The sequence below is a fragment of the Paraburkholderia sp. RL17-383-BIF-A genome (assembly GCF_046028015.1).
Classification (GTDB): domain Bacteria; phylum Pseudomonadota; class Gammaproteobacteria; order Burkholderiales; family Burkholderiaceae; genus Paraburkholderia.
On the sequence record NZ_JARESR010000007.1, the window covers coordinates 124,885 to 149,816 of the forward strand.

General features: G+C 62.4%; 24 protein-coding genes. 8 read left to right on the plus strand and 16 right to left on the minus strand.

The genetic code is table 11. The annotated features are described in order from the left end of the window. Positions 1 to 11 precede the first annotated feature (11 nt). On the plus strand, positions 12 to 350 hold the full coding sequence (locus tag P0D71_RS10880; protein WP_091796448.1) for a c-type cytochrome: 339 nt from the start codon (positions 12 to 14) through the stop codon (positions 348 to 350). A 178-nt stretch (positions 351 to 528) separates the two neighbouring features. Here P0D71_RS10880 and P0D71_RS10885 read toward each other — a convergent pair whose 3' ends face one another. The 3 genes from P0D71_RS10885 to P0D71_RS10895 form a co-directional block, all read right to left on the minus strand. Further along, positions 529 to 1,287 (minus strand): DUF2486 family protein, encoded by a 759-nt coding sequence (locus P0D71_RS10885; RefSeq protein ID WP_408479949.1) that lies wholly within the window; start codon positions 1,285 to 1,287, stop codon positions 529 to 531. Positions 1,288 to 1,381: 94 nt separating this feature from the next. Beyond that, a complete protein-coding gene (locus P0D71_RS10890) occupies positions 1,382 to 1,798 on the minus strand; it encodes a DNA polymerase III subunit chi (RefSeq protein ID WP_007175949.1) in 417 nt (138 codons plus the stop codon). Between the two features lie 58 nt (positions 1,799 to 1,856). Then, the gene (locus P0D71_RS10895) at positions 1,857 to 3,383 is read right to left on the minus strand and encodes a leucyl aminopeptidase (protein WP_091796451.1); all 1,527 of its coding nucleotides are present in this window, start codon (positions 3,381 to 3,383) and stop codon (positions 1,857 to 1,859) included. A gap of 137 nt (positions 3,384 to 3,520) precedes the next feature. On the opposite strand from P0D71_RS10895, the gene lptF reads away from it, so the two are divergent. The 3 genes from lptF to P0D71_RS10910 are packed head-to-tail and all read left to right on the plus strand — an operon-like array spanning position 3,521 to position 6,153. Continuing rightward, complete coding sequence (gene lptF / locus P0D71_RS10900; protein ID WP_408479950.1) at positions 3,521 to 4,618, plus strand: LPS export ABC transporter permease LptF; 1,098 nt, start codon at positions 3,521 to 3,523, stop codon at positions 4,616 to 4,618. Between the two features lie 3 nt (positions 4,619 to 4,621). Beyond that, positions 4,622 to 5,770, plus strand: coding sequence for an LPS export ABC transporter permease LptG (gene lptG, locus P0D71_RS10905; RefSeq protein WP_007175952.1), 1,149 nt, complete (start codon positions 4,622 to 4,624; stop codon positions 5,768 to 5,770). Positions 5,771 to 5,781: 11 nt separating this feature from the next. Next, entirely contained in the window at positions 5,782 to 6,153 is a 372-nt protein-coding gene (locus tag P0D71_RS10910) for a sirohydrochlorin chelatase (protein ID WP_408479951.1), read from the plus strand. A 623-nt stretch (positions 6,154 to 6,776) separates the two neighbouring features. Here P0D71_RS10910 and P0D71_RS10915 read toward each other — a convergent pair. The 7 genes from P0D71_RS10915 to P0D71_RS10945 all read right to left on the minus strand — a co-directional run bounded on the left by P0D71_RS10915 (position 6,777) and on the right by P0D71_RS10945 (position 14,117). Further along, positions 6,777 to 7,229, minus strand: a complete 453-nt coding sequence (locus tag P0D71_RS10915) for a hypothetical protein (protein WP_408479953.1) — start codon at positions 7,227 to 7,229, stop codon at positions 6,777 to 6,779. Positions 7,230 to 7,913: 684 nt separating this feature from the next. Further along, on the minus strand, positions 7,914 to 8,669 hold the full coding sequence (cobA, locus tag P0D71_RS10920) for a uroporphyrinogen-III C-methyltransferase (RefSeq protein WP_408479955.1): 756 nt from the start codon (positions 8,667 to 8,669) through the stop codon (positions 7,914 to 7,916). 54 nt (positions 8,670 to 8,723) lie between these two features. After that, on the minus strand, positions 8,724 to 10,037 hold the full coding sequence (locus P0D71_RS10925) for a sulfate adenylyltransferase subunit 1 (protein WP_091796459.1): 1,314 nt from the start codon (positions 10,035 to 10,037) through the stop codon (positions 8,724 to 8,726). A gap of 21 nt (positions 10,038 to 10,058) precedes the next feature. Continuing rightward, positions 10,059 to 11,021 carry a sulfate adenylyltransferase subunit CysD gene (cysD, locus tag P0D71_RS10930; RefSeq protein WP_091796460.1) on the minus strand — a complete coding sequence of 321 codons (963 nt, stop codon included), beginning with the start codon at positions 11,019 to 11,021 and terminating at the stop codon, positions 10,059 to 10,061. 111 nt (positions 11,022 to 11,132) lie between these two features. Beyond that, a complete protein-coding gene (locus tag P0D71_RS10935; protein ID WP_165184922.1) occupies positions 11,133 to 11,879 on the minus strand; it encodes a phosphoadenylyl-sulfate reductase in 747 nt (248 codons plus the stop codon). Beyond that, entirely contained in the window at positions 11,876 to 12,415 is a 540-nt protein-coding gene (locus P0D71_RS10940) for a DUF934 domain-containing protein (RefSeq protein WP_165184919.1), read from the minus strand. Before P0D71_RS10940 ends, P0D71_RS10935 begins: the two co-directional genes overlap by 4 nt. Before the next feature lie 22 nt (positions 12,416 to 12,437). After that, a complete protein-coding gene (locus tag P0D71_RS10945) occupies positions 12,438 to 14,117 on the minus strand; it encodes a nitrite/sulfite reductase (protein ID WP_408479957.1) in 1,680 nt (559 codons plus the stop codon). Positions 14,118 to 14,336: 219 nt separating this feature from the next. Here P0D71_RS10945 and P0D71_RS10950 point away from each other — a divergent pair, with 219 nt between their 5' ends. The 3 genes from P0D71_RS10950 (at position 14,337) to P0D71_RS10960 (ending at position 16,978) form a co-directional block, all read left to right on the plus strand. Next, positions 14,337 to 15,278 carry a CysB family HTH-type transcriptional regulator gene (locus P0D71_RS10950; protein WP_091796464.1) on the plus strand — a complete coding sequence of 314 codons (942 nt, stop codon included), beginning with the start codon at positions 14,337 to 14,339 and terminating at the stop codon, positions 15,276 to 15,278. Between the two features lie 34 nt (positions 15,279 to 15,312). Then, a complete protein-coding gene (locus tag P0D71_RS10955) occupies positions 15,313 to 16,482 on the plus strand; it encodes an ABC transporter substrate-binding protein (protein WP_091796465.1) in 1,170 nt (389 codons plus the stop codon). 235 nt (positions 16,483 to 16,717) lie between these two features. After that, entirely contained in the window at positions 16,718 to 16,978 is a 261-nt protein-coding gene (locus P0D71_RS10960) for a hypothetical protein (RefSeq protein ID WP_408479959.1), read from the plus strand. A gap of 39 nt (positions 16,979 to 17,017) precedes the next feature. On the opposite strand, the gene P0D71_RS10965 is transcribed toward P0D71_RS10960, so the two are convergent. From P0D71_RS10965 to P0D71_RS10990, 6 genes are all read right to left on the minus strand, one after another. Further along, the gene (locus P0D71_RS10965) at positions 17,018 to 18,169 is read right to left on the minus strand and encodes a Gfo/Idh/MocA family protein (RefSeq protein ID WP_408479960.1); all 1,152 of its coding nucleotides are present in this window, start codon (positions 18,167 to 18,169) and stop codon (positions 17,018 to 17,020) included. A gap of 32 nt (positions 18,170 to 18,201) precedes the next feature. Continuing rightward, positions 18,202 to 19,251 (minus strand): sugar phosphate isomerase/epimerase family protein, encoded by a 1,050-nt coding sequence (locus P0D71_RS10970; protein ID WP_408187624.1) that lies wholly within the window; start codon positions 19,249 to 19,251, stop codon positions 18,202 to 18,204. A 79-nt stretch (positions 19,252 to 19,330) separates the two neighbouring features. Beyond that, positions 19,331 to 20,293, minus strand: a complete 963-nt coding sequence (locus P0D71_RS10975; RefSeq protein WP_091796469.1) for a substrate-binding domain-containing protein — start codon at positions 20,291 to 20,293, stop codon at positions 19,331 to 19,333. Between the two features lie 99 nt (positions 20,294 to 20,392). Continuing rightward, positions 20,393 to 21,406, minus strand: a complete 1,014-nt coding sequence (locus tag P0D71_RS10980) for an ABC transporter permease (RefSeq protein WP_408479962.1) — start codon at positions 21,404 to 21,406, stop codon at positions 20,393 to 20,395. After that, the gene (locus P0D71_RS10985; protein WP_408479963.1) at positions 21,387 to 22,874 is read right to left on the minus strand and encodes a sugar ABC transporter ATP-binding protein; all 1,488 of its coding nucleotides are present in this window, start codon (positions 22,872 to 22,874) and stop codon (positions 21,387 to 21,389) included. Before P0D71_RS10985 ends, P0D71_RS10980 begins: the two co-directional genes overlap by 20 nt. A gap of 3 nt (positions 22,875 to 22,877) precedes the next feature. After that, positions 22,878 to 23,957 (minus strand): LacI family DNA-binding transcriptional regulator, encoded by a 1,080-nt coding sequence (locus tag P0D71_RS10990; protein WP_091796472.1) that lies wholly within the window; start codon positions 23,955 to 23,957, stop codon positions 22,878 to 22,880. Between the two features lie 281 nt (positions 23,958 to 24,238). Here P0D71_RS10990 and P0D71_RS10995 point away from each other — a divergent pair, with 281 nt between their 5' ends. Further along, on the plus strand, positions 24,239 to 24,892 hold the full coding sequence (locus P0D71_RS10995; protein ID WP_091796473.1) for a protein-L-isoaspartate O-methyltransferase family protein: 654 nt from the start codon (positions 24,239 to 24,241) through the stop codon (positions 24,890 to 24,892). The last annotated feature ends 40 nt before the right edge of the window (positions 24,893 to 24,932 follow it).

Consider the following 24,932-nt stretch of genomic DNA (forward strand, 5'->3'; position numbering starts at 1 on the left):
CGGAGACCAGAATGAAATCAATGTCGCACACAGCGCTTGCCGCCGCCGTCGTGCTGGGCGCTGCGTTGAGTGCCGGCAGTCCGGCGGCGCATGCCGAGGCTGCGGGCCTCGCGCTGGCCCAGCAACAGAACTGCATGAGTTGCCACTCGGTCACGCGCTCCTTTATGGGACCGGCGTTGCACGATGTCGCCGTGAAATATGCCAGCCGTGAAGACGCCGCCACTTATCTGAAGCACAAGATTCTGGACGGCAGCACGGGCGTGTGGGGTGTGGTGCCGATGCCCGCGAATACCCAACTCACGCCGGATCAAGCGGCCACGCTGGCTGGCTGGGTGTTGACGCTCAAGTAAGCTGTTCGGGTACGCTGATCAGATACGGGCCTCTCGCTCGTGAGCGATGTGACAGGCAAACGCGACAAGCAGACCCGACAAGCAGACGCGACCATCAAACGCTACACGCAGGCGCCGCTCTGCGTGCCCGCCCTTCGCTTACACCGTCAAGCCCTTTCGCTCAGAGCGCACCCGCGCTTCACGCCGCACCGTCAGGCCTTGCCGAGGCGCGGCGCGCGATCTCTTCCAGCACCGCTTCGCGCACCCAGCTGGTCATTTCCTCTTCCAGCGTCAATGCCACTTCGCGCGTGATCTGATCGATCAGCCACCCTGTGTGCGCATGCAAGGTCTCGCGGCAACGATCCTCAATGATGCTTCTTCCGTCGCCTGCCAGGAAACCCGCGACCCGTCTGCGCAGACGTTCGGCGATGACATCGGCGTCCAGCTCCAGCGGCGTCTCGCCGACGCCTTCACGGGCGATATCCGGCGGCACCGTCGAACCCGCCTCCAGCGGCGTGGCCGGCTCGGCCCGATCGAACACGCCCGCCGACGGCACGAAGCCGTCGTCATGCGCGTGCCGAGATTGGGCGGGGTGATGCGCCCGCGCGCGCTTCTTCGGGTGATGGTCGGCCGGATGCGCCGGCTGCGGCGTGTGCGCGGCCTCTTCCGGCGTATGCGGTTGAGGTGCCAACCCGGGTTCTTGTGCATGCACCGGCTGAGGTGCCAACGTTGGCTCTTGCGCATGCACCGGGTCGGCCGCATGCACAGGCTCAGCGGACCTGATCTGCTCAGGCGTCAGCACCGGCTGTGGCGCCAACACCGGCTCCGCCTTGAAACTGGGCTCACGCGGCGCGCCGAACTCGTCGGCACCGCTCGACGCTTGGCGCGCCTGCGCAGGATGACCCTGCACGAGAATCTCGTGCAGAACCGGGATCGAATCGTCGTTGGGATCGGACACGTGCGCTCTCCGTGTTTGAGTCGAAGCCGAGGCAGGCCGCGCACCCGCCGAATGCCTGAGACCAGACACGCGCGCGACACGGACCGAATGGGACCTAGCTGCCTTGCTTGTAGTTGTTCAAAGCATAGCCGCGATCGCGATAGAAGCGATAGCGCTCGCGGCCCGCAGCGAGTTCCTCGTGTGCGTTACCGACCACTTCCAGCAATCTTTCGAAGCGCGCGAATTGCGCCGGCACCGTGGCGCCGAGATTGAGCAGTACCTGATGATGCGGCACGTCCTCGAGGGTGGAAGCCAGCACGATCGGCGTTTGCGCGGCGAGCGGCGTGCCCGCCATGCAGTGCGGCACGAAGTCGAGCGGCGAGAAGGTCCACAACTGTTCGTCGAAGGCCTTCAGGCGCGCCGGCTCGGCCAGCACGATGGTCGGCTGGCCCGCCTGATACGCTTTGCGGATCAGGCGGCACGCATACAGCAGCGAATCGCCGACGTTCGAGTGAAAGTCGATTCTCGTCATCGGCGGCTCCGGCCGGCGTCTGCTTGGGCAGCCGGGCCTGCATCTTTACTGCATTGCGTCATTGCGCGGCGCGACCGTCCGCGGCCCGATCGATCAGGAATTGCGCCAGCAACGGCACCGGACGGCCCGTTGCGCCCTTCGCCGCACCGCTCTTCCATGCCGTACCCGCGATATCCAGGTGCGCCCACGGATAGGCTTCGGTGAAGCGCGACAGGAAGCATGCCGCCGTCACGCTGCCCGCCGGACGGCCGCCGATGTTGGCCAAATCCGCGAAGTTCGACTTGAGCTGGTCCTGATACTCGTCGTCGAGGGGCATGCGCCAGGCCGGGTCCAACGCTTCACGCGATGCGTCGAGCAGTTCACCCGCCAGCGCGTCGTCTTTCGAGAACAGGCCGCTGTTGTGATGGCCGAGCGCGATGATGCAGGCGCCCGTGAGCGTGGCGATGTCGATTACCGCCGCCGGCTTGAAGCGCTCCGCATAGGTGAGCGCGTCACACAGGATCAGGCGGCCTTCGGCGTCCGTGTTCAGCACCTCGATCGTCAGGCCCTTCATGCTGGTGACGATGTCGCCCGGCTTGGTGGCCGTAGCGGACGGCATGTTCTCCACCGCCGGAATGATGCCCACCACGTTGATTTTCAAGCCCATTTCGGCGACGGCGCGCAACGTGCCCAGCACCGAACCGGCGCCGCACATGTCGTACTTCATCTCGTCCATGCCTTCGCCCGGCTTGAGCGAAATGCCGCCCGTGTCGAACGTCACGCCCTTGCCCACCAGCACCACCGGCGCGGCTTTCGCGGCGCCGCCCTGGTACTGCAGCACGATGAACTGCGCCGGTTCCACCGAGCCGGCCGTGACCGACAGGAACGAGCCCATCTTGAGCGCTTCACACTGCTTTTCGCCCAGCACTTCGACCTTCAGCTTCCAGTCTTTGGCGAGCTTCTTCGCGGTGTTGGCGAGGTAGGTCGGCGTGCAGACGTTGCTCGGCAGGTTGCCGAGGTCGCGCGTCAGGTCCATGCCGTTGGCGAGCGCCGCGCCCTGCTTCGCGGCCAGCTTGGCGGCCTTCTCGTCGCCGGTGTTGACGCTGAAGACGATGCGCTTCAGCGCACGCGCCGACGTGTCCGGCTTGCTCTTCATCTGCGTGAACTTGTAGGTCAGCTCGCGCAGCGCGAGGATCGCGGCGCGCACCGCCCAATCCGCCGAACGCTCGAGGATCGGCAGTTGCGCCAGCGTGAAGGTGACCTGGACGATCTTGGTGGACAAGAGCGCGCGCCAGGCGGCCCGTGCGGCGTCACCGTAGGCTTTCTGGTTGAAAGCGTCCTGCTTGCCGAGGCCGACCAGCAGCACGCGGGAAGCGCCGATGCCCGACACTTCGTGCAGGAATAGCGTGGTGCCGGCCTTGCCGTCCATGTCGCCGGCCTTGATGATGCGGGTCAACAGGCCCTTGGTGGCAGCGTCGATCTCGAGAGCCGCGCCCGAGAGGGTTTGCGACTCGAACACACCGATTACGATGCAATCGGATTTTCCAGTCAGGAAACCGTTTGACGAGCCTTTGGTCCAATCACAGGCTTTTATGCTAAAGTCCATCGCGCTTGTCCTCGGATAAAATCTGGGCTTAGGATGAAAGCCGCAATTATCCGCTATTTTTCCCGCGGCGGCTGCACCGGAGGTGTGACGGGAAGCAACCCGTGCGCCACTGAGAGCGCCCCCTCTCATCATCAATAATGATCTTCGAACGCTCCCTCCAGCGCGAACTCGCGTATACGGCTGGTGCCGTGTTCATGGTTCTCCTCACGCTCGTGCTGACGACGATGATGATCCGCATCGTCGGCTTCGCGGCCTCAGGCGAGATCGACCCGCGCGACGTGCTGGTCCTGATCGGTCTGACCGTGATCGGCTACCTGGCGATCATGCTCGTCGCGACCCTGTTCGTGTCGATCCTGTTCGTCCTGACCCGTTGGTACAAAGACTCCGAGATGGTCGTGTGGCTCTCGTCGGGTGTCAGTCTGACGCAATTCATCAAGCCGATCGGTATTTTTGCCACGCCGATCATCATCCTCATCTGTTTCTTCGTGTTCGTCGGCTGGCCGTGGTCGAACCAGCAGAGCAAGCTGATCCGCGCGCGCTTCCAGCAACGCGACGAGGTCTCGCTGCTCGCGCCGGGTCAGTTCCGCGAATCGGCCACGAGCCACCGCGTGTTCTTCATCGAGAAGATGTCGCCCGATCAGGCGCGTGTGGAAAACGTGTTCGTGACCAGCACGGAAAACGGCAAGGTCAACGTGGTCGTATCGAAGACCGGCCATACGGAAACGCGTAAGAACGGCGATCGCTTCGTCGTGCTGGAAAACGGCCGCCGTTATGACGGACAACCGGGCCAGCCCGATTTCCGCATCATGGAATTCGAGCGCTACGGCGTGAAGATCCAGAGCCAGCCGGTCGTCAATACGCCGAGCACCACCGGCACGCCTACGCTGACGCTGCTGCGCAATCCCACCAACGACAATCTCGCCGAGTTCGCGTGGCGCGCGGGGCTGCCGCTGATTGCACTCAACCTGATGCTGCTCGCCATTCCGCTCGCGCACCAGAACCCGCGGCGCAGCCGCACCATCAATCTGGTGATGGCGGTGCTCATCTATCTGACGTATTCGAATCTGTTGAACGTGGTGCAGTCGTGGATCGAGCAGGGCAAGATGTCGTTCCCAGTCGGGCTGATCGGCCTGCATGTGATCGTCGCGGCGATCGTCGCGTTCATTTTCTGGCTGCGCGTGCGCAACCGGCCGCTATTCACGCGGGCAATGTTCAGCCGTTCGCAGGGAGCCTGACCGATGCGCATCTATGAAAGGTACTTCGCGCGTCAGATCTATCTCACGTTCATCTTTATTCTGTTTGCGTTTTCGGGTCTGTTCTTTTTCTTCGACCTGATCAACGAATTGAATTCGGTCGGGCACGGTAATTACAAGTTTCAGTACGCGGTGTTGCGGGTTGCGTTGCAGACGCCGTCGCGTTTCTACGAAATCATTCCGGTCGCCGCGTTGATCAGCGCGATTTATGTGTTTGCGCAGATGGCGGCGAATTCGGAGTACACGATTTTTCGTGTGTCCGGGCTCGCGACGAATCAGGCGTTGCGCTCGCTGTTGAAGATCGGCATTCCGCTGGTTTTGCTGACTTATCTGATCGGCGAAGTGGTTGGTCCGTACACCGATCAGTTGTCGGAGCGCGTGCGGCTCGAGGCGTTGGGGTCTTCGGTGTCGAGTAATTTCGAGTCGGGCGTGTGGGTGAAAGATACGCTGACGGCTCGCGCGGATGGCGAGCAGGTCACGCGGTTCGTGAACGTCGGCGAATTGAAGCCGGACGCCACGATCAGCAATGTGCGCATCTACGAATTCGATTCTAAGTTCCGTCTCTCCAATGTGCGGACTGCGAAAAGCGGCAAGTATCAGCCGCCGGGGCATTGGCAGTTGACTGGCGTGACCGATACGCAATTGATCGATGTGCCCCCTCCTCCGGGAACGCCGGCCGACGCGTTGAATCCGGTTTATCGTGCGAAGGAAGTTGCGGTGCCGGAGTATTCGCTGCGTTCGGAATTGACGCCGCAGATTCTGTCGGTGCTGCTGGTGTCGCCGGATCGGATGTCGATGTTCAATCTGTTCCGGTATATCCAGCATTTGACCGAGAATCATCAGGATACGCAGCGGTATGAAATTGCGCTGTGGCGCAAGCTGCTTTATCCATTTGCGGTGTTCGTGATGCTGGTTTTGTCGTTGCCGTTTGCGTATTTGCATACGCGGGCGGGTGTCGTCGGGATGAAGGTGTTCGGCGGGATTATGCTGGGGATGAGTTTTCAGCTGTTCAACACGTTGTTCTCGCATATCGGCACGTTGAATACCTGGCCTGCGCCTTTGACTGCGGCTACGCCTGGGTTGGTTTATCTCGTGCTTGGGTTGGTTGGGTTGAAGTGGGTTGATCGGCATTAGGAGCGGTTGCTATGGCTATGCACGGTATCGTTCTGTTTGGGCATGGCGCGAGGGATGTGCGGTGGCGGGAGCCGTTTGAGCGGTTGGCTGTCAAGTTGCGGGACGGTTCTGCTGGCGCACGGCCTGTGGTGTTGGCGTTTCTTGAGTTGATGGAGCCGGATTTGCCTACGGCTTTGGGTGAGCTTGTCGCTCAGGGCTGTGATGTTGTTACCGTTGTGCCGGTGTTTTTTGGGCAAGGGGGGCATGTTAGGAAAGATCTGCCTCTTGTCATTGAGCAATGCCAGGCGTTGCATCCTTCTGTTCTCATCAAGTGCGCTGTTGCTGTTGGGGAGGATGAGGCGGTTTTGGATGCTGTGGCTCAGTATTGTCTGCGGCAGGTTTGATTGGGTTTTTGGCTGTTTGGCTGTTTGTCCCTCGTGGGGCGTTGGCCTTTCCTTGATTTCTTTGTGGTCCATTAGCGTTGCCCCTGTGCGGGGCGGCACCTACTTTTCTTTGCCGGCCGCAAAGAAAAGTAGGCAAAAGAAAGCGGCTCACACCGCTAATTCTTCAGTGGGTCTCTCGCGCAGTCGCGGTAGTGGTGCATCTGGAATCCGCGCCCTCGTACACTCCACTTTCGTGACAAGGCGCTCATTCTTCCCGCCTCGCGCTCCGCGCTCGTCGGAAGGGTTTGCTCAACCCCGCCTGGATTTTCTTGGCGTGGTGGGGGCCGTCGGCTTCGCCTCGGCGAGTTGCCGTTGAAAACCTCCGGTCGCCACCATTTGTCTCCGGTACTAAGCGGGGTCGCGGCGAAAAGCGTTGACGCAGAATAAGCTAACGTTCGCTTGCTAGCGCTGACGCCGTTGAGCAGGTACCTCGAACACCTCAGGCGCATACGCTGCGCCTTACCCCACATTTGTGACCCGCGCTTCGTTCAGAGTTTCGAGCCGTGAGCCGTGAGCCGTGAGCCGTGAGCCGTGAGCCGTGAGCCGTGAGCCGTGAGCCGTGAGCCGTGAGCCGTGAGCCGCTGTCAGTGTGCCGTCGCAGTACGACGCGTGACCGTTTTGAATCGCATCTGCCCATTCGTCATCACCCTCTTTGCGCCCGTACGTTCACGGCTACCAGTCGCTGTCCGCGCAGCCTTAGCCAGAAGGTCTGCCGCGTGGCGCGCGGTAATGCGGCTTTGAGGAATGCCCTTCGCATCAAGCGCGATGACCTGATACAACTCGCGGTCATTCTCGACTTCGCGTTGGTAGTCCTCGACGGTGTCCACCAGCACTTCCAGCAATCTCCGCTGTCGGTGTCTTTCTCCTCGAGTTACAGCTGGACTCCTAACTATTGAAGCCGCAAGCGTGACCAGTTTGTCCAGTTGCCCTAGCTGCCGCTCAACCAGTCCAAAAGCAGATAAGGCTAGTTTTTCGTATTGAAGTGCATCAACGGGTGGGCGCGACGTGGTGCGTGAATGCTTGACGGATTTAGTCATGGCGCGATCTCCCTGAAACGTATTCGATCGCCCACACACGCGCTTACGCGGTGGTGAGCGGGCACAGTGACAAGGTTGACAGACTGGCACCAAACCAAACCAGCAGACCCGAAGGTCTCCCTATCACGGCCCGCCCATTGCAAGAGGGACGTGCAGAAACAGACGCACATGCTTGCCCGGGCAAGCGTGCGGGTTTGGTTTCCAGGCTGTCAAGCCTGACCGTCCTTGAACGACGGCGAATTAAGTTTAGAGCGGATCGCTTCGCGAGTGATCACCCGCGCGAGCTAAAACTCGCGCGCCACCACCATTTCCGAAAATTCCCAGGCAAGCACGCGAATGAAGTACTACAGCACGAAAGAACCGCAGAGAAGAAACAACGCGACTGCCTGAAGACCGACCGCGACGGCGCGCGCAGCGTCGCCGGAAGAATGACTGCTGTGTCACGAGCGCGTAATGTGCAAGAACCCAGATTCCAGATGCACCACTACCGTAACTGCGCGGGGGACCCGCTTATGAGCTAGCGGTGTGAGCCGCTTTCTTTTGCCTACTTTTCTTTGCGGCCGGCAAAGAAAAGTAGGTGCCGCCCCGCACAGGGGCAACGCTAATAGACCACGAAGAAATCAAGGAAAGGCCAAAGCCGCAAAAAGCACTAACAAGCGAAGCGCACAGCAGCAAGGAGAAACCTCAAGCCGCGACCAACAACCCACCCGCGGAGCGAACCACCGCACCCTGCCGCGCAGCAAAAGCCTCGCCGATCATCAGCAAACTAGGCTGCGAAGCATCGACCCACTTCTGCGCATCGCCGGCGGCCAACTCTTCAAGAGTAAGAAAAAGCATCCTCTCACGAGCAGTAGAACAAGCCTCAACAATAGCCACAGGCGTGGCAACAGACCGCCCAGCCTCAATCAACTGCTGCGCAATCTCAACCCCACTATCCCGGCCCATATAGAACACCAGAGAATCCGCATTAACCTGCTCGCGAATCTCCTCAGACCCAGGCGCCCGACTAAAGGTGGCCAACGCAACGCTGCGCGACACACCCCGCAACGTCAGCGACCGTTTCAAAGAAGCCGCACTCGCGAGAGCGGCAGTAATCCCAGGCACAACCTCATACTCAATACCCGCAGCCTCGAGCGCCCGCATCTCCTCATCAGCGCGCCCGAACAGCATCGGGTCACCGCCTTTAAGGCGCACGACCACGTCATGCTCCAAAGCAGCATCCACAATCTGCTTATTGATGAACTGCTGCGCGGTCGACAACTGCCCACAACGCTTCCCAACAGCAATCCGCCGCGCGTGCGAGGGCGCATAGTCCAACATAGCCGGCTCGACCAGCGCATCATGCAGCACGACATCGGCCAACCCGAGCAACCGCGCGCCACGCACCGTAATCAGGTCCGCAGCACCCGGCCCTGCGCCGATCAGATAAACCTTACCCATTTGCCTAAACCTGCCTGTTAGGTCGCCAGCACGACGCAGTGACGTGCCAAGCGCTTAAGCCGAAAACGCCCGAATCATCCCAGCCGCAACGGTGTGATGCGTCGCCTCATCGATCAGCACGAACGCACCCGTGCCCTGATGCGAGTCGTACACGTCGCACACCAGCGGTTTCTGCAACGTCAGCGCCACGCGGCCGATATCGTTCATCGTCAGTTCCTTGCGATCGGTCGCCTGCGACAGCGTATGCACGTCGAGCACTTCCTTGATCGCACCGATCCGCGCGAACACCGTGTTGGTGGTCTGCTTCAACAGATACTTGCGTTGCGTCGACAGCGGCGTGTCGTCGAACCAGCAGAGGTCGGCTTCCAGTTTCTTGGCCGGCTCCGGCGCCGCTTCACGCAGCACGAAGGTGTCGCCGCGCGACACGTCGACGTCTTCCGCCAGACGAATCGTCACCGTTTGACCGGCAAATGCGCGGTCCACCGCAGCCGTGCCGCCCGGCACCGGCGCAATGATCTCTGCAACCGTCGCTTCCCGATTAGCCGGCAACACGACGATCGTATCGCCGAGCTTCACTTCGCCGGCTTCCACACGGCCCATGTAGCCGCGGAAATCGTCGGCCTGGCTGCCGTCCTGGCGCGCCACCCATTGCACCGGAAAACGCAGCGCCTGGCCCGTCGGCACTTCGACCGGCAGCGCTTCGAGCAGGTCGAGCAGCGGCTCGCCCGCGTACCACGGCATGCTTTCGCTCGCGGTCACGATGTTGTCGCCCTTGAGCGCCGACACCGGCACGAAGCGCACATCGTTCAAGCCCAGTTGACGCGCAAGTTCGACATACGCGTCGCGAATCTCGTTGAAGCGCTGCTCGCTGTAATCGACCAGGTCCATCTTGTTGATCGCGACGATTGCGTGCTGCAAACCCAGCAGCTTGACGATCGCGCTATGACGCTTGGTTTGCGGCAGCAGTTGCGCGACGCCGTCCACAAACGTCACGCGCGTCGCGTCGACGAGAATGATCGCTGCGTGGGCGGTCGATGCACCCGTCACCATATTGCGCGTGTACTGCTCGTGACCCGGCGTGTCGGCAATGATGAACTTGCGCTTCGCCGTCGCGAAGTAACGGTATGCGACGTCGATCGTGATGCCTTGCTCGCGTTCGGCTTCGAGGCCGTCCGTCAGCAGCGACAGATCGATTTCATCGCCAACGGTACGCTTATTCTTTGCGCGCGACAGTGCCGAGAGTTGATCTGAAAGCACAGCCTTGCTGTCGTACAGCAGGCGGCCAATCAACGTGCTCTTGCCATCGTCGACGCTGCCCGCGGTAATGAAACGCAGCACGCCGAGGTCTTCTGGTTGATGAATACTCATGATTGCATTGCCCTCGTGTGCTTAGAAATAACCCTGCTTCTTACGCTGTTCCATCGCGGCCTCGGACACCTGATCGTCCATCCGCGTCGCGCCGCGTTCCGTGATTTCGGTCACGGCCGTTTCGGCGATGATCTTCTCGAGATCATCCGCATCGCTTTCCACCGGGCACGTGCAGCTGATATCGCCGACGGTACGGAAACGCACCAGCGCCGATTCGCTGACTTCGCCTTCACGCATCGGCGTAAGCGGCGTGACGGGCACGAGCAGACCATTGCGGCGCACGATCTCGCGCTGATGCGCATAGTAGATCGACGGCAGTTCGAGCTTTTCACGGGCGATGTACTGCCACACGTCGAGTTCAGTCCAGTTCGAAATCGGGAACACGCGCAGGTGTTCGCCGTTATGCAGACGCGCGTTATACAGGCTCCACAGTTCCGGGCGCTGTGCCTTCGGATCCCACTGGCCGAATTCGTCGCGGAACGAAAAGATCCGTTCTTTCGCACGGGCCTTTTCTTCGTCGCGGCGCGCGCCGCCGATCAGCGCGGTGTAGCCATACTGTTCGATGGTTTCGAGCAGCGTCACGGCTTGCGCGGCGTTGCGCGAATCCGTTTCACGGCGCAGACGCACCGTGCCGCGCTTGATCGAATCTTCCACATGACCCACCACCAGTTCAGCGCCGATCTCTTTCGCACGACGATCGCGGAAGTCGATCACTTCCTCGTAGTTGTGGCCGGTGTCGATATGCACGAGCGGGAACGGCAGCACGGTCTTGCGATTCGCGCCGATACCGAAGGCCTTCAGCGCAAGGTGCAGCACCACGACCGAATCCTTGCCGCCGGAAAACAGCAGCGCGGGCTTGCTGCACTCGGCAACCAGTTCGCGCAGGATGTGAATCGACTCGGCTTCGAGCCAATCGAGGTGATCCATCCGGTCTGCCGTGTTGGCGAGCGGTGCATTGACAGTGGAATCGAGCGTGGTGCTCATGTTTGGGTCCTTCGTTGATTCGCCCGGCGAGCGGTTGCTCGCCGAAGCGCAAGTATTCAAATCGATATGTGCGGCGTGCGGGCCAAAAGCCAAGGCCCGTTCGCTGAAACTTCAGGCTTGGGCGTCCGCGCCACGCTCGACCGCGATCGGCGTAATCGTCGTGATGTGCAGTCCGCATTCCTTCGTATCGCGCGACTCCCACCACCAGCGCCCTGCCCGGCTATCTTCGCCGGGACGCACGGCGCGCGTACACGGCTCGCAGCCGATGCTCGGGTAGCCGCGCGCATGCAGCGGATTGACCGGCACGTCGAACGCTTTCAGGTAGGCCCACACTTCGGCCTCGGTCCAGTCGGTCAGCGGATTGAACTTGGCAATATTGCGCGCGGCGTCGTGCTCTTCCGCATGCAACTCGGCACGCGTGACCGACTGCTCGCGGCGCTGGCCCGTGACCCATGCGCTGACATCCGACAGCGCGCGGTTCAACGGCTCGACCTTGCGGATTTCGCAGCAGCGCTTGCGCAGATCGACGCTTTCATAAAACGCGTTCAGCCCGTGCGAGCCGATGTATTCCTCGACCGCGGCGGCTTGCGGATGAAACTGTTCGATGTCGTAACCGTAGCGCTCTTTCACACGATCGAGCATGCCCAGCGTTTCCGCATGCAAGCGGCCCGTGTTCAGCGAGAAGATGCCGATCTTCACGCCACGCGACAGGATCGCGTGCGTGAGCAGCATGTCTTCCGCTGCGAGGCTGCTGGCGAGCTTGACGTTCGCGTGACGCGCGGCGATCGAATCGAGCAGCGCATCGAGGCGCTCGACCTTCGCGGCGAGTTCCGGCGTGAGGGCTTGGACTTCGCTCATGCCGACGCCTTCGCCAATTCGCCCGCTTCGCGGCGGCGGAACAGCGGCGACGAATTCACCGCGCCCTGGTAGTTGAAGCTGAATTCGTCGAACGCCTTGAGCGCGTCGTCGAAGTCTTTATCGGCGCGCAGCGCGTAAGCGTCGAAGCCGCAACGGAACATGAACGCCAGTTGATCGCGCAGCACGTCGCCGATCGCGCGCAGTTCGCCCTTGTAGCCGTAACGTTCGCGCAGCAGGCGGCCAATGCTATAGCCGCGGCCGTCGCGAAACACCGGGAAGTCGACGCCGATCAGCGCGATCTTGTCGAAGTCGGCGACGATATCCGCCGGCTCGCTGTCCGGCGCGAGCCACACGCCGATTTCAGCGGCACTGCGCGAAGCGCTCAGCGCATCACGCTCAGCCTGCCACAACGCGAGCGGCACCAGCACCTTGCCTGCGGGCAATTCGTTCACCGCGGGCAGCGTGCCGTCTTCCGCCGGGCGCACGACCGTCCAGTCATCGTTGACGATCGCGCGATTCTTGATGATAGAAGCCATCTGTTCAGTATCCTTTTCGCGGTTACGCGTGAGCCGGTTGACGCGAGGCGTACACACGTTCCTTGAACGGGGTGATGCCGATGCGGTTATACGTTTCGATGAAGCGTTCGCCTTCGTGACGGTTTTCCACGAACGTATCGATCACCTTGCTCATCACGTCCGGCATTTCTTCCGCCGAGAACGACGGGCCGATCACGCGGCCGAGGTGCGCGCCGGTGGCGCCCGAACCCTGCTCGCCGCCGAGCGTCACCTGATACCACTCCGAGCCGTCCTTATCGACGCCCAGAATGCCGATGTTGCCGATGTGGTGGTGACCGCACGCATTGATACAGCCCGAGATGTTCAGCGACACATCGCCCAGGTCGTACACGTAGTCCAGATCGTTGAAACGCTCCTGAATGGCGAGCGCAATCGGAATCGACTTCGCATTCGCGAGCGAGCAGAAGTCTCCGCCCGGGCACGCGATGATGTCGGTCAACAAACCGATGTTCGGCGTCGCGAAACCTTGCGCCTTGGCCTTTTCCCACAGCGCGAACAGGTCGCGCTTCTTGACGTTGGCGAGAATCAGGTTCTGTTCGTGCGACACGCGGATTTCGCCGAGCGAGTACTCGTCGGCCCAATCGGCAACCGCTTCCATCTGCGCGTCCGTTGCGTCGCCGGGGGCGATCGTGGTCGGCTTCAAAGACAAGGTGACCGACGCGTAGCCCGACACCTTGTGCGGACGCACGTTACGCTCGACCCAACGGGCGAACGCGCGGTTTTCCAGCAGATGCTTTTCGTACGAAGCGTCCGTGTCGGCGAGCTTTTCGTACACCGGCGGCTGGAAGTATTGCGACACGCGATCCACTTCGGCTTGCGTGAGCGTCGAAGGACCGTCCTTCAGGTGCTGCCATTCTTCTTCGACTTGCGCCGAGAACTTCTCCGGGCTCAACGCCTTCACGAGAATCTTGATCCGCGCCTTGTACATGTTGTCGCGGCGGCCGTAGCGGTTATACACGCGCAGCACGGCTTCGCAGTACGTCAGCAGATGCTGCCACGGCAGATCCTTGCGGATGATCGCGCCGATGATCGGCGTGCGGCCCATGCCGCCGCCGGCCAGAATATCGGCCACCAGCTCGCCCTGCTCGTTCTTCTTCAGATACACGCCCATGTCGTGAATCTGCACGGCAGCGCGGTCTTCTTTCGAACCGGACACGGCAATCTTGAACTTGCGCGGCAGCCACGCGAATTCGGGGTGGAACGTCGACCATTGACGCAGGATTTCGGCCCACGGCCGCGGATCGACCACTTCATCCGGCGCCACGCCGGCGAACTGGTCGGCGGTGATGTTGCGGATGCAGTTGCCCGAGGTCTGGATGCCGTGCATCTGCACCGCGGCGAGCTTGCGCAGGATTTCCGGCGTTTCTTCGAGCTTGATCCAGTTGTACTGGATGTTCGAGCGCGTCGAGAAGTGGCCGTAACCGCGGTCATGCTCGCGCGCGATCTGCGCGAGCACGCGCATCTGGTCGCTGCGCAGGTTGCCGTAAGGAATCGCGATGCGGTGCATGTACGCGTGACGCTGCATATACAGGCCGTTCTGCAGACGCAGCGGACGAAACTCCTCTTCGCTCAATTCGCCCGACAAACGGCGGCGAACCTGATCGGCGTACTGCGCGACCCGTTCATCGACGATGGTCTGGTCGTACTGATCGTATTGGTACATTCGGGGACCCCAATTTTTGCAGTGATACGCAGCGGTCCGGTTCCGCCACGCCTTGAATACCTCTCTTTGTCAGCAGCCGCAGATGAACGTTTAGACCCATCGCTCATTTGCTTATGACAAATACAGATATCCATATTGAAAAAGATGGACAGATCGTAATAAACTCGCCTTATATTTCAAACGACTAAAAAATTCTTTTGATATGCGGAGGGGTTATATATGAACCTACACCAGTTCCGCTTCGTCCGTGAGGCAGTGCGGCAGAATTTCAACCTGACAGAAGCCGCGAAAGCCCTGTTTACAAGCCAGCCAGGCGTTTCGAAGGCGATCATCGAGCTGGAGGACGAGCTCGGCGTCGAAATCTTCACACGACACGGCAAGCGGGTGCGCTCGCTGACCGAGCCGGGGCGCATCATTCTTCAGTCGGTTGAGAAGATTCTGCAGGAAGTCGAGAGCCTCAAACGGGTCGGTAAAGATTACGCGGCGCAGGATCAGGGCAATCTGGTGATCGCCGCCACCCACACCCAGGCGCGCTACTCGCTGCCCGCCGCGATCGCCGAATTCAAGAAGCGCTTTCCCAAGGTCCACCTTTCGATTCTGCAAGGCAGCCCGACTCAGGTCGCCGAAATGGTGATCCACGACCAGGCCGACCTCTGCATCGCCACCGAGGCGATCTCCAACTATAAGGAGCTGGTCTCGCTGCCGTGCTTCCAGTGGCACCACGTGGCCGTCATGCAACCGGATCATCCGCTGCTCGACCGCAAACTTTTGTCGCTGGATGATCTGACCCAGTATCCGCTGATCACCTACGACAACGCGTTCGCCGGCCGCACCAAGATCAACGAAGCGTTCCGCCTGCGCGGTCTGCATCCGGACATCGTGCTGGAGGCGATCGACGCCGACGTGATCAAGACCTATGTGGAACTGGGTCTGGGCGTCGGCATCATGGCGGATATCGCGTTCAACGCCGAGCGCGACCGTCATTTGCGCGCCATGCCGGTCGGCCACCTGTTCGGCAGCAACGTGACGCGGGTCGCGCTGAAACAGGGCGCTTATTTGCGCAGCTATGTGTATACGCTCGTCGAACTGCTGTCGCCGAGCATGAACCGCAAGCTGATCGAGCAGGCGCTCAAGGGCGAACACGAAACCTACGAACTTTGATATCACCACCGCTTCTTGCTACGGAGACCCTTTGATGACGTCGTATAAGAAAAAATTCAGCGGCCTCACCGCCGCTTTAGGTTTTGGCGCGCTCCTGCTCGCCACCGCTGCCCACGCCGACATCAAGGTCGGCATCGACCTGTCGAGCACCGGCCCGGCGGCCGTGATCGGCATCACCAGCAAGAACGCCATGCTGATGTGGCCCGCCACCATCGCCGGCCAGAAAGCCGACTACATTTTCCTCGACGACGCCTCCGACCCGGGCGCCGCCGTGCGCAACATCCGCAAGCTGATCAACGAAGACCACGTGGACGTGATCGTCGGCCCGAACATCACGCCGGCGGCCATGGCCGCGCTCGATCCGGTCGCCGAGAGCCAGACGCCGATGATCACGCTGATCGGCTCGGCGAGCGTGGTCGAGCCGCAGGAAGGCAAGAAGGTGTGGGCCTACAAGATGGCGCAGACCGACAGCGCGATGGCCGACGTGATGACGCGCTACATGTCGAACCACAACGTGAAGACAGTGGGTTTCATCGGTTTCGCAGACGGCTACGGCGAAAGCTGGCTCAACGAGTTCAGCAAGTTCGCGGCGCTGCGCCATATTCAACTGGTCGCCACCGAGCGCTATAACCGCACCGACGCGAGCGTGACCGGGCAGATCCTGAAGCTGATGGCCGCCAAGCCGGACGCGATCCTGATCGCCGGCGCCGGCACGCCGACGGTGCTGCCGCAACGCACGCTGATCGAGCGCGGCTTCAAAGGTCCGATCTATCAGACGCACGGCATCGCCACGCCCGAGTTCATCAAGCTGGGCGGCAAGGACGTGGAAGGCACGCTGTTCCCGACCCAGCCGGTCGTAGTGGCGCGCACGCTGCCCGCCGATCATCCGGCGAAGAAAGCGGCGCTCGCCTTTACGAACGAATATGAAGCGAAGTACGGCCCGGGCAGCGTGACGCAGTTCGCGGGCGACGCGGCGGGTGTGTATCCGCGCTTGCAGGATGCCGTGGCCCGTGCGCTGAAGACGGCGCAGCCGGGCACGCCGGCGTTTCGTACGGCGCTGCGTGACGAGCTGGAACATGCGCATGAACTGGTCGTGCCGAACGGCGTGGTCAACACAAGCGCGAAGGATCACGTAGGTTTGGATCAACGCGCGAGCGTGATGGGCGTGATCAGGAACGGCAAGTTCGTTTATTTGAGCCAGTAAGCCATGCAGTGAGACCGCCGCCCGTGCAGCCGGGCGGCAGGTGTCCGCGGCTTGATGACGTGGTCGGCGCCAATACACGTGGCGGCGCCGTCCACGGTGCACAAAAGTCGTGCGAACAGGCTGCGGCGCAACTTGCGGCGCCGCCCGCAACCAGGCGGCGAGACTGAGACACCGGCGCATTCAGCCGGCGAAGTTGCTAAAGTAGCAGTCTTTCCCCGATCAGCAGTCCCCCACCATGCGCACCACCCGAGCCATCCACGCCGTCGAGCGGCTGAAAACGCGCAGCGGCAATCCGCAGTTTGCCGCGATCAGCCTTTCTGGCGGCCTGTTCTATCTGGTCGACAAATCGAGCGGCACGGACACGAAAGTCTCCGACCCGCTGACGCTCGACGACTTCGTCAAATTCGTCGACGCTTTCGGCCCGCCGAAGCCGCGCAAGGCGAGCAAGCTGGATATCGCGTTCGAAGAGCAGATCAAGAAGAGCAAGGGCGGTTGAGCGGGGCGACTGCTCCGCGCCCATAGCCGTATCAACGCCTCACGCGTTGCCAATCTCGCGCCACTGCCCATCCGCCGCGCTGCTCGCGAGCATCGCCTCGATAAAGCGCAAACCCGACACTCCGTCTTCCACCGTCGTGAGCAAGAGACTTTCGGCCGGCAACGCGCGGCCCGCGTCCAGCGCTTCGATCTGCAACGCCGCGTCTTTGTACAACTGCGCGAACGCTTCCAGATAACCTTCGGGATGCCCTGGCGGCACACGCGTCGCATGCGCCGCGATCACGCTCTTCACGCGCCCTCGCGTCAAACGCTCAGCCTCGCCGCCCAACGGCGTGAACCACAATTCGTTCGGATTCTCCTGGTCGAAACTCAACCCCGCTTTCGTCCCATACACGCGCAAACGCAATGCATTCTCCGCGCCGCTCGCCACCTGGCTCGCCCAGAGCATGCCGCGCGCGCCGTTCGGATAGCGCAGCATGGCCTGCACGTGATCGTCGATGCGGCGTCCCGGCACGAAGGTATGCACTTCAGCCGCCAACGCGCGCGGCGTCATACCCGTGACGAACGCAGCAAGGTGATAAGCATGCGTGCCGATATCGCCGAGACATCCCGCCGGCCCCGCTAACGCCGGGTCCGTGCGCCAACCGGCCTGCTTGTTCGTGCCACTCGTTTCGATCGGTTCGGCGAGCCAGTCCTGCGCGTATTCGACTTGCACTACACGTATCTCGCCGAGCTCGCCTCGTTCGATCAACTCGCGGGCATGACGTGCCAACGGATAGCCCGAATACGTATGCGTCAACGCAAACAGCTTGTTCTTCTTGCGAGCCAGTTGGGCCAGCGCTTCGCCTTCGGCCAGTGAAATCGCCAGCGGCTTGTCGCACACGATATGGATACCGGCTTCGAGAAACGCCGTCGCCACTGGTGCGTGAAGATGATTCGGCGTGACGATCGCCACCGCGTCGATACCATCGTCGCGCACGGCCTCCGCGCGCGCCATCTCGCGCCAGTCCGCATAGCTGCGCGCGATGCCGGCCTCGGCGGCGCTCGCCTGGGCGCGCTGCGGATCGGACGACAGCGCGCCCGCCACCAGTTCGAACCGATCGTCGAGCCGCGCCGCGATCCGATGCACCGCGCCGATGAACGCGCCCTGCCCGCCGCCGACCATTCCTAGCCTGAGCCTTCGTTGTGCCATCGTCCTCGCTCCTTTGCGTTGGCTCGCCGCCGTCAGATGCCGAGCACGCGTTTTAACTGCGCGGCGTCCACACCGCTTCCGGCGAAATCGTCGAATGCATGCTCGGCCACGCGGATGATGTGGCGGCGAATGAACTCCGCGCCTTCGCGCGCGCCGTCGTGCGGATGCTTCAGCGCGCACTCCCATTCGAGCACGGCCCAGCCGGGGAAATCGTATTGCGCCATCTTCGAGAAGATCGCGCCGAAATCGATCTGGCCGTCGCCGAGCGAGCGGAACCGGCCCGCACGTTCGACCCAACCGCTGTAGCCGCCATACACGCCTTGCTTGCCGGTCGGACGAAACTCCGCGTCCTTCACATGAAACGCCTTGATGCGCTCGTGATAGATGTCGATGAACGCGAGGTAGTCCAGTTGCTGCAACACGAAATGACTCGGGTCGTAGAGGATGTTGGCGCGCGCATGCTGCTTGACCGCATCGAGAAAACGCTCGAAGGTCACGCCGTCGTGCAGGTCTTCGCCCGGGTGCAGTTCGTAGCACACGTCCACGCCGGCTGCGTCGAACGCGTCGAGAATCGGCGTCCAGCGGCGCGCGAGTTCGTCGAACGCGGCTTCCACGAGACCGGCCGGACGCTGAGGCCACGGGTACAGATACGGCCACGCCAGCGCCCCGGAAAACGACACGTGCGTGCTCAAGCCCAAACGCTGCGAGGCCTTCGCCGCGAGCTTCATCTGCTCGATCGCCCACTGCGTGCGCGCGGCCGGATCGCCTCGCACCTGCGGCGCGGCAAAGCCGTCGAACAGCGCATCATAGGCCGGATGCACGGCGACGAGCTGTCCTTGCAGATGCGTCGACAGTTCGGTGATCGTCACGCCCAAGTTGTCCACGGTCTCGCGCAACTCGTCGCAATAGGTCTGGCTCGACGCCGCCTGTTCGAGATCGATCAGGCGGCTGTCGCACGGCACCTGAATCCCTTTGAAGCCGAGACCCGCGGCCCATTCGGCAAGATGCGCGAGGTTGTCGAACGGCACCTCGTCACCCATGAACTGGGCGAGAAAGATAGCCGGCCCTTGGATGGTTTTCATCGTACGGCTCCTCGAACGGGGGCGCGCGCGCCGTGCCGCCCACTGCACGACATCAGGCAGCGCGCCCCGGATGCTGGGATCAGAACGGCGAGTCCGGGAAATAGAACTGCTGCGCGTTTTCCTTCGTGATCAGCACCGACGGAATGATCGTCGTGGGCGGCAGCTTCTCGCCCTTCAGGCGCGCTTCGGCGGTGAGCTTGATGGCGTCGTAGATGAACTTCGGCGAGTACGATACGTCGGCCTTGATCATCGGCGCGCCGTCCATCACGTTCTTCACCATGCCCTTCGAGCCCGCGCCGCCGAACACGATCTTGATGTCGGTGCGTTTGGCCTGTTCGATCGCCTTGATCACGCCCACGGCCATGTCGTCGTCCGCGGCCCAGACGGCGTCGATATGCTTGAAGCGCGTCAGGTAATCCTGCATGACCTTGAACGCGTCGTCGCGATTCCAGTTCGCGTACTTGGCGTCGAGAATCTTCATGTCCGGATAGTTCTTGATCACGGTCGTGAACGCGGTCCAGCGTTCGTTGTCGAGCGTGGTCGGAATGCCGCGCAGCGCGACGATGTTGCCTTTGCCCCCCAGCTCCTTCGCCAGAAACTCAGCGGGGATCTTGCCGAACGCGGTGTTGTCACCCGCCACGTAGGCGTCCTGCGCGCTGGTGTCGGTCAAGCCGCGATCCACCACCGTCACGTACACGCCTTTCTTCTTCACCTGAGCGACCGGCTGCGTGAGCGAAGCCGATTCGAACGGGAAGATCACGAGCGCGTTGATCTTGTTGACCGTCACCAGATCCTGCAACTGGTTCGCCTGTTCGGGTGCGCCGGCCGCGGTCTTCACGATCACTTTCAGATCGGGATGCGCTTTCTCCAAATCGGTCTTGGCTTTATTCGCCCACCAGACAATGCCGCCCGTAAAACCGTGGTCGGCTGTTGGAATCGCGACGCCCAGCGTGACCTTTTCATCGGCGCGCGCGACATTCGCCGTACCCAGTATTCCCAACGCCAGCATGCCGGCGCCGACCGCTCGAAGGACCTGCTTCATGGTTATGTCTCCTTGTGTGAGGCGTTCGTGCGCCCCGATCTCAACTCACCGTTACTGCAGTTTGAAGCGCAGTTTGAAGCGCAATCTGAAGCACCACCGCTACCGCCGTCCACGTTGTACGAACGCGACGAAGATAATCACCACGCCCTGCACCGCCGCGTTCAGATACACGCTGATGATGCTGGTCAGATTCAGAATGTTCGCGATCACCGACAGCAGGATCGCGCCGATCACCGTGCCGATCACGCGGCCTTCGCCGCCCTTGAGCGCCGTGCCGCCGACCACCACCGACGCGATCGCCTCGAGTTCCCAGAGCAAGCCGGTCGTCGGCGTGGCGGACCCGAGCCGCGGCACGTACAGGACCGTGGCGACGCCCACGCACATGCCGAGCAGCACGTAGGTGACGATCTTCACGGTATCGACGCGAATCGCCGCATAGCGCGCGACCTGTTCGTTCGAACCGATTGCCTGCACGTGCCGGCCGAACGCCGTGCGGTTGAGAATCAGCGCGCCACCCGCCGCGACCACCAGAAACACCCAGATCGGCACCGGCACGCCGAACAGGCTCGCGTAATACACCGGGCCGTACAGGTCGGATAGCGAGTTGTCGAGCGTCAGCGCGCCGCCGTCGGCGAGCCAGGTCAGCACCGCGCGAAAAATGCCCAACGTGCCTAGCGTGACGATGAACGGCTCGATCCGCCCTTTGGTAATCAACAAGCCGTGCGCGCAACCGAACAGCCCGCCCAGCACGAGCGCGAACACGATGCCGAGTGTGAGGATCATCAGCGGCGGGAAGGTATGCCCGCCGACGCCCGCCGCAAGTCCGTTCATCAGCCAGATCATGCTGCCCGCGATCAGCGCCGCCATCGAGCCGACCGAGAGATCGATGCCGCCCGAGATGATCACGAAGGTCATGCCGACCGCGATGATGCCGATGAACGACGTGCGCGTGAGCACGTTCATCATGTTGTCGAGCGTGGCGAAATCGCGGTTGAGCAGCGTGCCGACAATGCACAGCACGATCAGTCCAACCAGCGGACCGAGCGCATACAGCCGATGCGCGAAGCGCAACGCGCGGCCGGATTGGACGGCTTCAGTGGGTGCCGGTCGCATGGGCGATCAACTCCTCTTCGGTCAGATGCTCGAGCGTCAGCGTGGCTTGCAGGCGTCCCGCGCGCATCACGGCGACGCGGTGGCACAAGCCGATCAGCTCGATCAGTTCGGATGAAATGACGATCACCGCGCGGCCCTGCGCGGCGAGACGATGGATCAGGAAATAGATATCGCGTTTCGCGCCGACATCCACGCCGCGAGTCGGCTCGTCGAGCACGATCACATCCGGCTCCGGCTGCAGATACTTGGCAAGCGCGAGCTTCTGCTGATTGCCGCCGGAGAGCATGCGCGCGCGGCTCGACAGATCGCCGGTGCGAATGCCGAATTCGCTCACGGCTTTCGTCAACGCGGCGCGCCCCGCCTTCATGTCGAGCAGCGGATGCGCGTAGCGTTCGAGCGTCATCAGCGTGACGTTGTCCTGCAGGCTCAGGTTCACGTGCAGGCCTTTGCCCTTGCGATCTTCGCTCAGATAGGTGAGGCCGTGGTGCATCGCGTCGCGCGGACTTTTCAGATCGGCGGGACGGCCGGCCATCTCGATGCGACCCGCCGTGCGTTTGCGCAGGCCGATGATCGCTTCGAACGCCTCGGTGCGGCCCGCGCCCACCAGTCCCGCGAAACCGAGCACTTCGCCCGCGCGCACGTCGAAGCTCAGGTCCTCCACCCAGTCCGGCACGACGAGGCCTTGAACCTTCAGTGCGACCGGCGCGTCGGCGGGCACGGTGATTTTCTCGGGGAACATATCGGACACGTCGCGCCCGACCATCAGGTTCGCCATCTGCTGCCGCGCGAGTCCCACGGTTTCGCTGCGGGCGACGAAGCGGCCGTCGCGCATCACGATCACTTCGTCGGTAATGCGCTCCACTTCGTCGAGCTTGTGCGAAATGTAGATGATGGTCACACCGTCGGCCTTCAGCTTCGCCATCAGCGTGAAAAGGCGCTCGGTTTCAGAAGGCGTGAGCGTGGCCGTCGGCTCGTCCATGATGAGCAGGCGCGCGCGGCGCGAGAGCGCCTTGGCGATCTCCACCATCTGCTTTTCCGCGACGATCAGTTCGCGCACCTTCGTGTCCGGCGCTTTCTCCAGACCGACCTGCGCGAGATAACGGGCGGCCTCGGTGTTCATCGCCGTATCGTCGACGAACCAGCCGCGCTTCTTTTCATGGCCGAGGTACATGTTCTGCGCGATCGTCAGATGCTCGGCGAGATTGAACTCCTGGTGAATCAGCACGATGCCCTGCGCTTCTGCATCGCGCGAACCGGTGAACTGCTGCGGGTGGCCGTCGACCAACAAGCTGCCCGACGTGGCGGTTTCATAGCCGGCGAGGATTTTCATCAGCGTCGATTTGCCCGCGCCGTTCTCGCCGAGCAGTCCGTAGATGCGTCCCGGCGCCAACTCGAAGCTCACGCCGTGCAGCACGCGCACGGGGCCGAAGTCTTTGCGAATATCGTCGAAACGGATCGCGAGGCTCATGACTCAGGCGCTCCCGCGAATCACGAGCCGGTGCGGCAACAGCACGCCCGGCACGTTCGCCAATGGATTGGCGAGCCGCTGCAGCAACAGCCGCGCGGCGGTTTCGCCCAGCTCGCGCATGGGCTGCGCGATGGTGGTGAGGGGCGGATCGATCTGCGCGGCAAGCGAGATATCGTCGAAGCCGACCACCGCGATATCGTCGGGCACACGCTTGCCGACGCTGCGCAAGCCGTGAATCACGCCGATCGCGAGCGTGTCCGAGACCGCGAAGATCGCGCTCGGCGCGTGCGGCTGATTCATCAGCGTGGCCGCGGCCGAGGCGCCCGCTTCGTAATCGAGGCTGTTCAGGTTCATGCGCCAGCATTCGTCCGGCGTGATGCCCGCTTCGGTCAGCGCATCCAGATAGCCCTGCTGACGCTGGCGCGCGTACAGGTAATCGACATCGGAATTGATCAGGCCGATGCGGCGGTGGCCGCGCGCGAGCAGATGCCGGACGGCGTCGCCGGCGGCCCGGTAGTTGTCGATGCCCACGTACGGCACGCCCATTGCCGGGTCGAACTCGCAGCACGCAACCCACGGCAGCGCGCTCGACGCCTCGCCGAGCGCCTGCTGGATGGTGGCCGGATCGAGACAGATCGCGCCGTCCGCGCGGCGGCGGCGCAGCAGATCGAAGTAGCTGCGCTCGCGCCCCGGATCGGCGCCCGTGTCGCACAGCAACATGAAGTAGCCGTGCTGGCGGGCCACGCTGTCGATGCCGCGCACGATCTCCGCGTAAAACGGGTTGCCCACGTCCGGAACCATGGTCAGCAGCAGGCGGCTCTCCGCCGTGCGCAGGTTGCGCGCGAGTTCGTTGACGCGGTAGCCGCTGGCGTCGATGGCGGCCAGCACCTTGTCGCGCGTGGCGGGCCGCACGTTCTCGTGGCCGTTCAGCACGCGCGACACCGTGGCCACCGAAACGCCCGCCTGCTCGGCGACGCCGGCAATCGAAATGCCTTCGGCCGCGCCGCGCGCCGGCCGGCCGCCGGGCTGGGGACGCGCCTCGGACACCACTGCGGGAGCCTTGCTGGACGTTGATCTGGACAAGTGAACATGCCTCGAAAATGTAATCGATTACATTCTTGAGCGATCGATGCGGGAAGCGCAAGGCCCGATCGCTAGGGATTAACACGGGGGGCGGCGTGGCCCCGCAGCGCCGCATTCCGGTGTGGCGGCGGGCGGCGCCCTGCCCGCCCGAGCGCGAATCGGCATGGTCATTTGGTACAATCCCGCAGTTACCCTGACGTGCCTTGCGTGCCAAGTTGTCGTGCGAGGCCCCCGGTCAGTGGCACATCGCAAACTCGCCAAACCACAGAGCCGAATCCACCATGAACATCGAGCAAGCGCGTTTCAACATGATCGAACAGCAGATCCGCCCCTGGGAAGTGCTCGACCAGGACGTGCTGAATTTGCTGTCGATCGTCAAGCGTGAGAACTTCGTCCCCACCGTCTATCGCGACCTGGCCTTCGTCGATTTCGAAGTGCCGCTGCCGGCCGGTCAGCACATGCTGGCGCCGCGCGTCGAAGCGCGCGTGCTGCAGGAACTGGCGGTGAAGAAACACGAAAGCGTGCTCGAAATCGGCGCGGGCTCGGGTTACATGGCCGCGTTGCTCGCGCACCGCGCGCAGCACGTGCTGACGGTCGACATCGAACCCGAACTGGCGGAACTGGCGAAAACCAACCTGATCGCCAACGGCGTGCTGAACGCCGAAGTCGCCACCGGCGACGCTTCGCGCGGCTGGGCCGGCGCCGCGCCGTACGACGTGATCTGCGTGTCGGGCGGCCTGCCGGTGCTGCCGCAGGAAATTCTCGATCAACTGAAGATCGGCGGCCGTCTGGCGGCATTCGTCGGCACCGCGCCGGTCATGAAGGCGCAGATCATCACGCGTATCGACGAGAAGCAGTACCGCATTGCCGACGTGTTCGAAACGTATGTCGAACCGCTCATCAACGCGGTGCAGCCGTCGCGTTTCAAGTTCTGATTGACGCATTGATCCGGACGGCCGGCATGGCCGCCGTCCT